At 63.1% G+C, this 11,689-nt stretch carries 15 protein-coding genes; 4 read left to right on the top strand and 11 right to left on the bottom strand.

The window, feature by feature from the left end; genetic code table 11:
• Positions 1–181, bottom strand: a 181-nt coding sequence (locus tag LC062_RS21110; RefSeq protein ID WP_224913128.1) for a hypothetical protein, incomplete at its 3' end; no start/stop codon positions are given.
• Positions 178–609 (bottom strand): helix-turn-helix domain-containing protein, encoded by a 432-nt coding sequence (locus LC062_RS21105; RefSeq protein WP_224913126.1) that lies wholly within the window; start codon positions 607–609, stop codon positions 178–180. The genes LC062_RS21110 and LC062_RS21105, both read right to left, overlap by 4 nt.
• A 243-nt stretch (positions 610–852) precedes the next feature.
• Here LC062_RS21105 and LC062_RS21100 point away from each other — a divergent pair, with 243 nt between their 5' ends.
• The gene (locus tag LC062_RS21100) at positions 853–1,251 is read left to right on the top strand and encodes a hypothetical protein (protein WP_224913124.1); all 399 of its coding nucleotides are present in this window, start codon (positions 853–855) and stop codon (positions 1,249–1,251) included.
• A 16-nt stretch (positions 1,252–1,267) separates the two neighbouring features.
• Here the strand turns inward: LC062_RS21100 and LC062_RS21095 are convergent, their stop codons facing one another.
• The 8 genes from LC062_RS21095 to LC062_RS21060 form a co-directional block, all read right to left on the bottom strand.
• On the bottom strand, positions 1,268–1,684 hold the full coding sequence (locus LC062_RS21095; protein WP_224913123.1) for a MucR family transcriptional regulator: 417 nt from the start codon (positions 1,682–1,684) through the stop codon (positions 1,268–1,270).
• A gap of 348 nt (positions 1,685–2,032) precedes the next feature.
• On the bottom strand, positions 2,033–2,368 hold the full coding sequence (gene mnhG, locus LC062_RS21090; protein WP_224913122.1) for a monovalent cation/H(+) antiporter subunit G: 336 nt from the start codon (positions 2,366–2,368) through the stop codon (positions 2,033–2,035).
• A complete protein-coding gene (locus LC062_RS21085; protein ID WP_224913121.1) occupies positions 2,365–2,715 on the bottom strand; it encodes a cation:proton antiporter in 351 nt (116 codons plus the stop codon). Before LC062_RS21085 ends, mnhG begins: the two co-directional genes overlap by 4 nt.
• Positions 2,712–3,188, bottom strand: coding sequence for a Na+/H+ antiporter subunit E (locus tag LC062_RS21080; protein WP_224913120.1), 477 nt, complete (start codon positions 3,186–3,188; stop codon positions 2,712–2,714). The genes LC062_RS21085 and LC062_RS21080 overlap by 4 nt, the downstream gene beginning before the upstream one ends.
• The gene (locus tag LC062_RS21075) at positions 3,185–4,768 is read right to left on the bottom strand and encodes a Na+/H+ antiporter subunit D (RefSeq protein WP_224913119.1); all 1,584 of its coding nucleotides are present in this window, start codon (positions 4,766–4,768) and stop codon (positions 3,185–3,187) included. Before LC062_RS21075 ends, LC062_RS21080 begins: the two co-directional genes overlap by 4 nt.
• A gap of 2 nt (positions 4,769–4,770) precedes the next feature.
• On the bottom strand, positions 4,771–5,148 hold the full coding sequence (locus LC062_RS21070) for a Na+/H+ antiporter subunit C (protein ID WP_224913118.1): 378 nt from the start codon (positions 5,146–5,148) through the stop codon (positions 4,771–4,773).
• On the bottom strand, positions 5,148–5,567 hold the full coding sequence (locus tag LC062_RS21065) for a Na+/H+ antiporter subunit B (RefSeq protein WP_224913117.1): 420 nt from the start codon (positions 5,565–5,567) through the stop codon (positions 5,148–5,150). Before LC062_RS21065 ends, LC062_RS21070 begins: the two co-directional genes overlap by 1 nt.
• Positions 5,564–7,954 carry a putative monovalent cation/H+ antiporter subunit A gene (locus tag LC062_RS21060; protein ID WP_224913116.1) on the bottom strand — a complete coding sequence of 797 codons (2,391 nt, stop codon included), beginning with the start codon at positions 7,952–7,954 and terminating at the stop codon, positions 5,564–5,566. Before LC062_RS21060 ends, LC062_RS21065 begins: the two co-directional genes overlap by 4 nt.
• A gap of 233 nt (positions 7,955–8,187) precedes the next feature.
• Between LC062_RS21060 and msrB the strand changes: the two genes are divergently transcribed.
• Positions 8,188–8,616: a peptide-methionine (R)-S-oxide reductase MsrB gene (gene msrB, locus LC062_RS21055; protein ID WP_224913115.1), complete on the top strand. Its 429-nt coding sequence runs from the start codon at positions 8,188–8,190 to the stop codon at positions 8,614–8,616.
• Positions 8,617–8,669: 53 nt separating this feature from the next.
• On the opposite strand, the gene LC062_RS21050 is transcribed toward msrB, so the two are convergent.
• Positions 8,670–9,911 carry a glycosyltransferase family 4 protein gene (locus tag LC062_RS21050; RefSeq protein WP_224913114.1) on the bottom strand — a complete coding sequence of 414 codons (1,242 nt, stop codon included), beginning with the start codon at positions 9,909–9,911 and terminating at the stop codon, positions 8,670–8,672.
• Positions 9,912–10,408: 497 nt separating this feature from the next.
• On the opposite strand from LC062_RS21050, the gene LC062_RS21045 reads away from it, so the two are divergent.
• On the top strand, positions 10,409–10,810 hold the full coding sequence (locus LC062_RS21045) for a hypothetical protein (protein WP_224913113.1): 402 nt from the start codon (positions 10,409–10,411) through the stop codon (positions 10,808–10,810).
• A 9-nt stretch (positions 10,811–10,819) separates the two neighbouring features.
• On the top strand, positions 10,820–11,047 hold the full coding sequence (locus LC062_RS21040) for a glycosyltransferase (protein ID WP_404829764.1): 228 nt from the start codon (positions 10,820–10,822) through the stop codon (positions 11,045–11,047).
• Positions 11,048–11,689: the final 642 nt, after the last annotated feature.

The following is an 11,689-nucleotide window of genomic DNA, read 5'->3' as shown; positions in this document are numbered from 1 at the left end:
CCGGCGGTGCGCCGGTGCGCGCATCCGCCCGTCCGGCTGCGGCGCGCAGCCGCCAGGCGCCGCTTCCGGCACCGCCGCGCTCCACCACGATCCAGACGGAGGCGCGGGACAGGCGTTTCAGCAGGCGCGTTACCGCCCCCTCCTCCTCACTGAGACGCCCCGATACCGCCGCCCCGCTCATACCCGCCCCCCGGCCCGAACCGGACACGGACGCATCAGCCGAAGTCCTGAAGCGATCGCCTCCTCCAGCGCGGAGAGCATCGCGTCAAACTCCGGATCGTCCCGCCGATCCTCGATCACCCGGCACGCATGAGCAACCGTCGTCCGATCGCGCCCGAAAGCCTGCGCCACCGACGTCAGGGTCCGCTCAAGAACCACATGATGGAGATACATCGACACCTGCCGCGCCAGCGCGGTGCGAGCCGGCCCGCGGCTGGGATGGTCGATGTCCTCCTGGGTCACACCAAAGGCCGACATCACACAGGCGGTGACGATCAGCTCGGCAACCCTTTGGTCCGCACCTCTTTGTTCCGCGCCGGGGCCCGAAAACGCCCGCTCTTCCTTGTGAAATTTCGATGGCCTCTGCATTGGCTGGCCGTGAACAAGCATGGCAATCTCCGTCCAAAAACAATCATAGGTTTATATTCCTATACGTTTACGGGACTTTTTCCCGCAAGGGGATAAGTCTTTCGCGCCATGCACCAAATCCGCAGGCCGCCCGCAGCTTGTCCCCTTCCCTCGCCGCCATGTCAGACTGGTGACGGCCCCGGCCCGGCAATCGCCGCAATCGGCGATGGGGCCTCACGAGTGGAAACGCGACCGCCTCTCGCCTGAGCGAATTGGAGGGAGAGAATGAACGGTTCCGGGGACAAGTCACCGCAAGCGCCGAACACGGCGTCGGCGCTCCCCTGTCGTCAGCGCTATCTGATGATGATCGAGCGGCTTTTTCCCGCCCATGCGGCACCACGCCCCGGCTCGCACGGCGACGGCTGCGGGCGCATCAGCCGGGAAAGGCTCAAGGCGCAGCGCGCACGGCTGGCCACCGCAATGGCCGCAGAAGCGGAGCGCGGCATCGCCGGCCACTGGAGCTTCGATGCAAACCGCCTGCTGGCCCTGCGTCAGGCCTTGGACCAGTGCCAGGCGCTGCTTGACGCCACCCGCCCCGCCGCGGCGGAGGAGAGCACATGCGACCGCAGCAAACGCCAAAACGCCGCCGTGGAGACCCACGGCGGCGTTCCGAATTCCATCTGAACCAGGCGCGTAGCGCTTACTTGGTGCGCTTGCGCTGCTGGCCGAGGCCCATCTTCTTGGCAAGCTCCGAACGCGCTGCCGCATAGTTCGGCGCGACCATCGGGTAGTCGCTGGCAAGGCCCCACTTCTCGCGGTACTCTTCTGGCGACATGTCGTAATGGGTCCGCAGGTGACGCTTCAGCGACTTGAACTTCTTGCCGTCTTCCAGGCAGATGATGTAGTCGGGCGTCACCGACTTCTTGAGCGGCACGGCCGGCTTCAGCGGCTCCGGCTCAGGCTCGGCCACTGCATTGCTGGTGCGTTGCAGGGCATTGTAAACTTCACTGATCAGGCCTGCCAGATCGGTCGATGCAACCGTATTGTTGGCGACATAGGCCGACACGATGTCGGCAGTCAAATCAATGAGATTGGCGTCGACAGCCGTTTCCGTCATAATCCACCCGCTAGTTTTGTCGGTACGTTCGGTAACAGATCAGCAATTTCATGTTCGGCAAACCATGGCCGATAGGCGTCACTACCAGTAACCACCAGCCGAACTATGATTCAGCCAATCAAATTCAGTGCCTGTTCTATATAGCGCAATTTTTTCAATCACAAGCAAAAAACATAAGATTGGCACCGCAAATGATCCGGTTTTTTCATGAACCGGACCAGTGCACGCTAGTCTTCGCAACACCGAAACAAAGCAGAGAGTGAATAATTCGCCTCAATCCGCCAAGTAGGCCCCACCCAAAAAAACAGCGGAAGGGCTGCCTCGGGCCAGTCCCCCGACGTCAGACGCTCACTCCTCCGGCTTCGGCATCTCATCGACCTTGGTCGCCGCACAGGGGCGATACCCCACCTCCAGCGCCGCCTTGGCCAGAAGATGCGCAGCCACCGGTGCCGTCAGCAGGAAAAACACCACGCCAGCCAGGGCACGGGTGATCACGTCGATCTGATGGGCATGAATCGCCAGGGCAATCAGCATCAGCCCCGAGCCCAGCGTTCCGGCCTTGGAGCCGGCATGCATCCGCATATAGACGTCCTGCAGCCGCAGCAAACCGATGGCGGCGATCAGGGCGAACAGCGAGCCGACCACCAGAACAACGCCAACGGCCACTTCATAAATCGGGGTCATTGTCCGCTCTCCCGTTGGGCGATGCTTTCCTGAACCTCATCGACAATGGTGGCATCCTTGGCCAGTCCCCGGTTCAGCACGAAGCGGGCGAAAGCCACGGTCGCAAGGAAGCCGACCAACCCCAGAGCGATGGCGATATCGAGATAGAGGTAGTAGTCGGTCTGAACGCCAATGGCGGCGATAAAGCCGATGCCCACCGCGACCAGCATGTCGAGCGCCACCACCCGGTCCGGAAGGGTCGGCCCGCGCACGATCCGCACCACGATCAGGAAGAACGCCACGGTCAGGATTGCCAGCGAAATAGTGACGCAGACGTCGAGGAACCAGGACGAGAACTCCGGGGTCATCGGAAGGCCTCCAGGATCTTGCGTTCGAACCCGTTCTTGATGTCATCGATCGTCGCCTGGGGATCGGGCACATCCAGGCAATGCACGTAAAGCACCTTGCGGTCCTCCGACACGTCGACCGAGAGGGTTCCCGGCGTCAACGTGATCAGATTGGCCAGCATGGTGATCTCGAAATCCCGGTCCACCGTCAGCGGATAGGCGATGATGCCCGGCGACAGCTCGATCTTCGGGGTCAGCACGATCCGTGCGACCCGCAGGGCCGACAGCACCAGCTCATAGACGAACAGGACCGCCAGGCTGATGATCTGCCAGGCCCGGTTGAGATAGCCGGTGGTGCCGACCTGCTCGCGAATGAGGTACAGCGCCCCGGCACCGAGCACGAAGCCAAACGTCAGGTTCGCGATCTCGAAACTGCCGGTCACCGCGCCCCACGCCAGCGCCAGCAGAATGTTGAACAGAAACAGGCCGGTCATTGGATCGCGTCTCCGAATACGGACCGAAGGTAGCCGAGCGGCTCACCGAGGGACGCGGCGCCGCGACCGGCGACCTGCATCATGAACTCGGGCTGGACGCCCAACAGGACGATAAGCCCGAGCAACAGACCAAGCGGCAGCCAGATGCCCGCGCCACTGACCCTCGGATCCGGCACCGCCAGCGCCTTCTCATAGCCATCGGGCGTTCCTTCGGCCCCGCCGCGCCAGAAGGCGAAGACCCAGACGCGGCCGATGGCAATCGTCGTCAACAGCCCGGTGATCAGGATCGATGCGGCGATCCAGCCATGACCGCCGACCAGAGCGGCATCGACCAGCAGCACCTTCGGCCAGAAACCGGAAAATGGTGGCAGGCCGGCCACCGCGAAGCCGAGCATCAGGAACACCGCGGCAAAGGTCGGATTGGCCCCGTAGAGCCCCCCCAGTTCCCGCAAGGAGTACGAGCCGCCAAGCGCCCGCATGACGCCCGCAGCCATATAGAGCGCGGTCATCACCAGGATCGAATGAACCGCGTAAAAGATCGCGCCCGCCAGTGCCGGCGTGGTGCCGATGGCAAGGCCCGCCAGCATCGAGCCGATGCCGGAGATCACCAGATACCCCAGCATCCGGCGAATGTCGGTCTGTGCCAGCGCGCCGAACACACCGATCAGCATGGTGAGAATGGCCACCAGCGCAATCAGGTCGGCCAGAGCCGCGCGGGCATCGGGCATCAGGAGCACGAAGATGCGCAGCAGGGCATAGACGCCCACCTTGGTCAAAAGACCGGCGAAAACCGCCGACACGACGATGCGCGGCGTGTGATAGGAGGCGGGAAGCCAGAAGTTGACCGGGAAGGCCGCCGCCTTCATCGCAAAGGCAAGGAAATACAGCACCGCCACTGTGACCAGCGGACCTTCCATGCCGATTTCCCGCGCCTTGATGGCGATGTCGGCCATGTTGAGCGTGCCGACGATGCCATAAAGCAGGCCGGTGGCGATCAGGAACAGGGTCGTGGCGATGATGTTGAGGATCGCGTATTTGACCGCGCCATCGAGCTGCGCGCGCTCATTGCCAAGCACCAAGAGGCCGAAGGAGGAAATCAGCAACACCTCGAACCAGACATAGAGGTTGAAGATATCCCCGGTCAGGAATGCGCCGCAGACGCCGGTCATCAACAGCAGCAGGAAGGGATAAAAGCCATAGCGCCGACCGGATCGGTCAATGTCGACCGCCCCGTAGACGGCCACCGCCAGCGCCACCAGCGACGAGGTCAGCGCCAGCGTCGCCCCCAGCGCATCGGCGGTGAAGGCAATGCCGAAGGGCGGCAGCCAGGCGCCGGCGACCATGGTCACCACCCCCTGGTCCAGGACCCGGGCCAGCAGCCCGGCACAGCTGAGCACCAGCAATGTCAGGATGATGATCGCGATCTTCGGCTGCGCCTGGGTGTTCTTGCGCGTGATCAGGCAGAGCGCGCCGCCCAGAATGGTCAGGAGCAGCGGCGCCACCACCAACCAGTCGCCAAGCAGCACCGGCTCAAGGCGCATGGCCTGCGACAGATCCACGGCTGTATCGGGAGCGGCCATGCTCAATATCCCTGCGGCGGCCGCACGTCGCCGGTCGGTTCGGCCACGCGCATCTCGTTGGTGTCATCGGTGCCCAGCTCCTGATAGGCGCGGAAGGCCAGCACCAGAAGGAAGGCAAGGAAGGAAAAGGAAATCACGATCGCCGTCAGGATCAGCGCCTGCGGCAGCGGATTGGCAATCGTCTCGCCGGGAACCTGCAAGGCCTCCGGAATGATCGGCGGCACCTCGCGCAAGAGCCGACCAGAGGTGAAGATCAACAGGTTGACCGCATTTCCGAGGATGGCAATGCCCAAGAGGATGCGCACCAGCTGGCGCGACATCAGCAGATAGATCGCAACCGCGAAGAACAGTCCGATCAGTACGGAAACGGTGGCTTCCATCAATCGCTCTCCCGCTCTTCGAGGGCCAGGGCAATGGAACCGATCGACCCGACCACCACCAGATACACACCGATATCGAAGATCATCGGCGTCGACAGCGGCACCTCCACCCCGAACAGGCGCACATACCACCACTGGCTGGTCATGAACGGCTGACCGGTGAACAGCGACACCAGCCCGGACAGTGCGGACATCAAAAGACCGGCGGCGGACAGGCTCATCGGATGCAGGGTGATCGCCCGGCGCACCGCCGCGACCCCGCAAGCGATACCGTAGATCGCCAGCGCCGACGCCGCGATCAGCCCGCCGATGAAACCGCCACCCGGCTCATTGTGGCCACGCAACAGCACAAATACCGAAAACAGCACCATCAGCGCCGCCAGGTAGGGGGCGATGGTCCGGAAGATGACCGTTCTCATACCCGTGCCTCCTCGCGCTTGCGCACCGCCTCGTCGCCGGCGGCAAGGTCAAGCGCCTCCTCCGCCGATCGCTTCGGCCGCACCCTGATCAGCGCCAGAACGCACAGGCCTGTGATCATCACCACCGAGATTTCGCCAAGAGTATCAAACCCGCGGAAATCGACGAGGATGACGTTCACGATGTTGCGCCCATGGGCGATGGTGCGACTGTAGGCCTCGAAGAAATCCGACAGACGCCGATCGAACGGCGCCGAGGTGATCTGGATCAGCAGTCCGGCGAAGCCAACACCGATGGCCAGCGCGATCGCGCTGTGGCACAGGCGCGCCATCATCGGCCGGTGATCGCGCGGCTGCAGGTTGAGCCGGGTCATGACAAGGGCAAGGATCACCACCGACAGGGTTTCGACCATGAACTGGGTGAAGGACAGGTCCGGCGCACCGAACAGCATGAAGATCAGCGCCACGGCAAAGCCCTGGATGCCCAGCGAGACGATAGCGGTGAGCCGCGTCCTGGCAATCAGCACAGCCACGAGACCAGCAGCGGCGATCGCCAGAACCCCCCATTCGTAGAACCGGAAGCCCGGCATGGCGAAGCTCGTCGGCCAGGTGCCGGCCACGGTCATCGGCACCAGGAGGGCGGCGGCGGTGATCAGGAAGGTCATGGTCATGTAGACCTCCATCCGCCCGCCCTGCACCGTGCGCGTCACCCAGGCGGAGAAGCTGACAATTCCGGCGATCACCTGGTCGAAGCCCTTGTCCGGGCCCCAGCCGATGGCCGTCAGCAGCCCCGCAGTGCCGGCCCGCAGCGCATCGAGACGCAAGAACAGCACCACGCCAAGGGCAATGGTGCCGAGCGACAGATAGAGCGCCGCGCCGATATGGGTCGGCACCAGATGCACATCGACCGTGCTCGGCACCCCGAGGATCGACGACACCACCGGGCCGATCACCAGCACGCCGGTATCATGGGCCAGCAGCGCGCTTGCCAGACCGACAAGCGACAGCACCACCGGACCGGCATAAAGCAGCACCGGTCCTTCATGGGCGTGCTTCGGCGTTTCCACCTTCGGCCCCAGGAACGGCTTCAGGGCCACGGCCGCGGCAATCACCAGCATCAGGGCATTGCCGAGAACGGCGGTTGCCGTCAGCGCGTAATTGGCGCCGGCTCCGCCCCAGATCCCCGTGTAGAGATACTCCTTGGCGATGAAGCCGACGAAGGGCGGCAGGCCGGACATGGACAGCGCCGCAAGACAGGCCGCGGCAAAGGTGATCGGCATCGCCTTGCGCAGGCCGCCAAGCCGGGTGATGTCGCGGGTGCCGGCCTCATGGTCGATGGTGCCGGCGACCATGAACAGGGCTCCCTTGAACAGGGAGTGGGCCAGCAGATAGAGCGCGGCTCCCTCGATGGCCTTCTCCCAGCTGGTGCCGGTCAGCATTACCAGCAGCCCGAGCGAGGCGACGGTGGTATAGGCCAGCATCAGCTTCAGATCGGTTTGGCGCACCGCCAGAATCGTGCCGACCAGCAGGGTGGCACCGCCGAAAACCGGCAGGATCGTCGTCCACAGCGCGGTATCGCCCAAGACCGGATGCATCCGCATCAACAGATAGACGCCAGCCTTGACCATGGTCGCGGAATGCAGGAAGGCCGACACCGGCGTCGGCGCCTCCATGGCGTTCGGCAGCCAGAAGTGGAAGGGGAACTGCGCCGACTTGGTGAAGGCACCGCCGAGCACCAGCACCAGGATCAGCGCATAAAGACCGCTGTCGCGCAGGGTGTCGCCGCTGGCGAGCACCGCTGACATATTCGCCTCGCCCGTCACCGCCATGATCACCAGGAAGCCGGCCAGCAGCGACAGACCACCGCCGCCGGTCACCACCAGCGCCTGGATCGCCGCGCGCCGGGAGGCGGCGCGCAGATGATCGAAGCCGATCAGCAGAAAGGAGGTGATCGAGGTCAGTTCCCAGAAAATGAACAGGGTGATCAGGTCGTTGCCGAGCACCAGCCCGAGCATCGCGCCCATGAACAGGAACATGAACGAGAAGAATCGTCCCTGCTGCGGATGCCCCTTCAGGTAGCCACCTGAATAGAGAATGATGAAGGTGCCGATGCCGGAGATCAGCAGGGCGAACAGGGTGGAAAGCCCATCGACGAAGAAGGAAAAGGTCACGCCGTAGGACGGCGCCCAGTCCACCATCGGCGTGAAACTGACCCCGCCCGCGACCTCGGGCACCAGCCCGGCGAAGAACAGGAAGATCGCTGCGGGCACCAGCGCCAGCGGCCAGGCCGCATTATGCGCGAGAAGGCGCGTCAGGGTCGGGGCAACGATCGCCGCCGCGAAGGGGGCCAGAACGGCGATGAAGGTCGCCTCGGATCCTATGAGCGACATGTGCCTCCCCTGGGAAGATGAAACGGGCCGAACGGCCGGACAAACGGACGACTCATGGCGGACCACCGAGTGTTCCCCAAGAATCGCCCCACATATAAACAGCCCTCTCGCGCGAGCAAGCGAATTACGCCTTGAAACGCTGGAGTTTCAACGAAAGTTCGCGAACCATTGCGGCAGCACCGAGGGGACCCTATTTAATCCGGTTGTCTATCTTCCTCGCACGGGAGCGCCGCATGATCAAATCCGGGGATCGCAAATACCACCGCAAGTCGGACGCGGAGTGGCAGGCGAAGCTGACGCCCGAGCAATTCCACGTGCTGCGCCGCGCCGGTACGGAGCGCCCGTTTTCCGGTCCGTTCTGGGACACGTTTCACGGCGGGCGCTATTCCTGCGCCGGATGCGGCGCCCCGCTGTTTCACTCGGATACGAAATTCGATGCCGGCTGCGGTTGGCCGAGCTTCTTTGAGACCGCGTCGCCGGACGCGGTCACCGAGATCGAGGATCGCTCCCATGGCATGCTGCGCACGGAAATCCGCTGCGGCGCCTGCGACGGCCATCTCGGGCACGTCTTTCCGGACGGACCACACCCGACCGGCCTGCGCTACTGCATGAACGGCACCGCCCTCAACTTCCAACCGGCCACGGATCACAACAAGACCTGAGCCGCAAAGACGCACCGCCCTCGCCTGTCAGACAGGCAGCAGCACCGCCTGACTCAGGCTCCCGCCCCGAGTTCCAATATCCGCGGCACAACGATCTGAAAGTGGTCGTCCCAGGTTGGCGGGCGAAATGCCTCCAACCTGCGCACCTGCCGGGCCCGCCGCTGGGAAGCCGGGTCGGCGTAGTCGCAAATCGCCTCCGCCCAGCCGAGCCCGTCGACCGGGTTCAGATACTCCGGCACCCCGGCGCCAATTTCCCGGAACGCCGGGATGTCGGCGGCCAGCGCCGGCACCCCGCTGGCAAGCGCCTCGACGAGCGGCAAGCCGAAGCCCTCCACGAAGGAGGGAAACAGCAACGCGCGTGCATTCCCCAGCAAATCCGACATCGCCGCATCGGACAGATCCGCCCGTTCGCTGACATGACCGCGCAGCGCCGTGCAGCGGTCGAGCATGTCAAACGCGGCTTCCGCTTCCCAGCCCCGCCGACCGACGATTTCCAGACGCGGAGTTTCCGGCCCCATCCGCTCGGCCAACTGCCGCCAGACATTGAGAAGCAGCAGGTGGTTCTTGCGCGCCTCAATGGTGCTGATAAACGCAAAATACGGGCGCCGCGCTCTCGCCGATACCGGCAGCTCAGAGCGCCCCCCCTCCCACAGGTGCCCCTCGACGCCCAGATGGGCGGTTACCGTTTTCGGCGTACGCAGGCCCTTTCGGTCCGCATATGCCTTGAGCGCCTCTTCCGTGTAGTGAGAATTCGCGATCACAAGATTGGCACAGGCGCTGATCGTTTCCACACGCCTCTGATGCTCGAGAATAGACCGCTCCACGACATATTCGGGATGCGTGAGCGGGATCAGATCGTGCAGAAAGCAGACAACCCGAATGTCCTCGCGCTGCGCCAGCCGCCGCACGATCCCGCCAGGCTGCAGGCCGCCATGGTCGAGCGACAGATAAACCGTTCCCGGGGCAAGGCCGCGCATCGCCATGCCGCCCCCAGTCAGCACCCGCAAGGCCGCAGCACGGAGCGCCGCCAGCCGCCCGCTCCCCGACGCAAACGAAGCGTCCTTCCCGCCCCCATCGAACCAGCGCGCGCGCGTTGCATCGATCAGCCGATCGGCGAAACTCTCGGGAAAGCGAAACAACCGCCCTCTGGCCGCGCAGGCGCAGGTCAACCGGATTTCCGGCTGCGCCCGCAGCTCCAGAAGATAGGCCAGGATGACCCGGTCGATGCCAGTCGGGGTTGCCCGCGACAAACGCCGGACCAGACGTCCGATATCAACAACGACTTCAGTCACCATCAGCCTTTCATCCGCAGCGCGGGTTCAGTCACCACACGCCTGCGTGCCCCCCACCCGGTGATGGCACAAGCGATGCGACAAAGCGAGCACCGCGGGAACGACCTATCGGCAAGACTCCCGGACTCCCGGACACCCGGCACTTCTCTGCAAACGTATCCCGTAACATCAAGCGGCGCGGAAGCCCCCCCATGTAGACAACAGTATGTAGACGACTGCCGATACCTTTTTTGAAGAAAGAACTTCCCGCGGCCGCTCCCTTCAGCGTCCACCCTTTTCTATATTCAGATATATTCTTACTAATTCCAGCGGTTACAAGTACGTAGTATGCATCCAGAGAAATACAATCGCCCAATTGACCCTACGCCCTCCCTTGCATCCTGCGTCTTTGTCGGTAAACCTCCCCGCCGCCACCCGGCCGCCTGACATAACCTGAGCGATTCGCCACGTGAAAACGACGCAAGACAGACACCACCACGTCAGATTTCTGCGGAATATCCTTGGGCTTTGGAAGCCATTCCGATTCCAGGCCTTTCAGCGGGCATGAAAAACTGACACACGTCATCCCCTGCGCCGTCTCCGATCTTTACAAGGAGACCGACGAAGTCCCGAGCCGCGAGCGCCTGCGCGATATCATCCGCGGAGGCATCGAGCCGGCAACCGCGCCGGAATTCCTGAGCACACGGGAAGAGCGCCTCTTTTACGACCGGCACCTGAATGCGGACACGCTCGACTACATCATGATGGTCTCGACCATCGAGCCGCGCAAGAACCACAGCCGGCTGATCGCCGCCTGGAACGCCCTGCGCCATTTGGGGCACGAAAACACCAAGCTTTTGATCGTCGGCCGCCCGGGCTGGCACGTCGAGAGTACGCTGGAATCCATGAAGACGCTCCAGTAGCGCGGCCTTCTGTTCAATGTCTCCCGCGTCAGCGCGGGCGACCCGCGCCGTTTGCACAAGAGCGCGCGGGCGGTGGTCTGCCCGTCGATCGCGGAGGGCTTCGACCTTTCCGGCATCGAGGCCATGCTGTCTGGCGGCGTCGTCGCCGCCTCGGACATCCCCGTGCACCGCGAGAGCGAAAATGGGCCAAATCCACGTTTGATGGATTTTTCTAACGTGCTGATTTATAATTCATAATCGTTCTTATGTCAACATAACGGTTCACCCCAATTCGCCGCTATTTGTCCCAAATTTGTCCCAAAAATTCAAATTCTGACGGGGCAGAACGGCATATTGTTTACGGTTCGTTCGATAGAACGCATCAGCACTTTTGGTGCCATTGCAACGGTGAGGGTTGGAAGGGGATTGGTGACTTGGCGCACGTTGCATTAAGCACGTCTGCAAGACGCAGCTCGTCATTCGACGCTTTTTTCATTGCAGGATTTTGCGATCGTCTTACCTTAAATGTCTCAGCCTAAGATTTGCCTTGGTTGAGAGCTAAGCGGCTGCCGCCGGTGCGGGAACACCAACGACAGCCTGACCACGAACCCGTATCTGGAGGATACAGGCCATGGCTATTGCCAAGACTAGACTGCCGCGCGTTGCCGCGGAAACACCCTTCGTCATCTGTCCGCAGGTTTCTTGCCGTGCCAGGCGCACGGTGAGCTTGGAGCCTTGCGAGCGTTCGGCCTCCTGACGGACCACGTTTCTCCCTGACCATCTGATTTGTCGCGATCCGGCCGCCGGATCCCGAAAGCGTTGCGCCTATCGCGCACGGGTTCACCCGTGCACCTGGTCAGCGTTGCGGGACCCCGTGCGGATCGCCAGGAGATTTTGCAT

It is taken from the genome of Stappia indica (assembly GCF_020177335.1).
In the GTDB taxonomy this organism is placed as follows: Bacteria; Pseudomonadota; Alphaproteobacteria; order Rhizobiales; family Stappiaceae; genus Stappia; species Stappia indica_B.
Note: the sequence above shows the minus strand (reverse complement) of the source record. Positions and strands in the feature narration are given on the sequence as shown.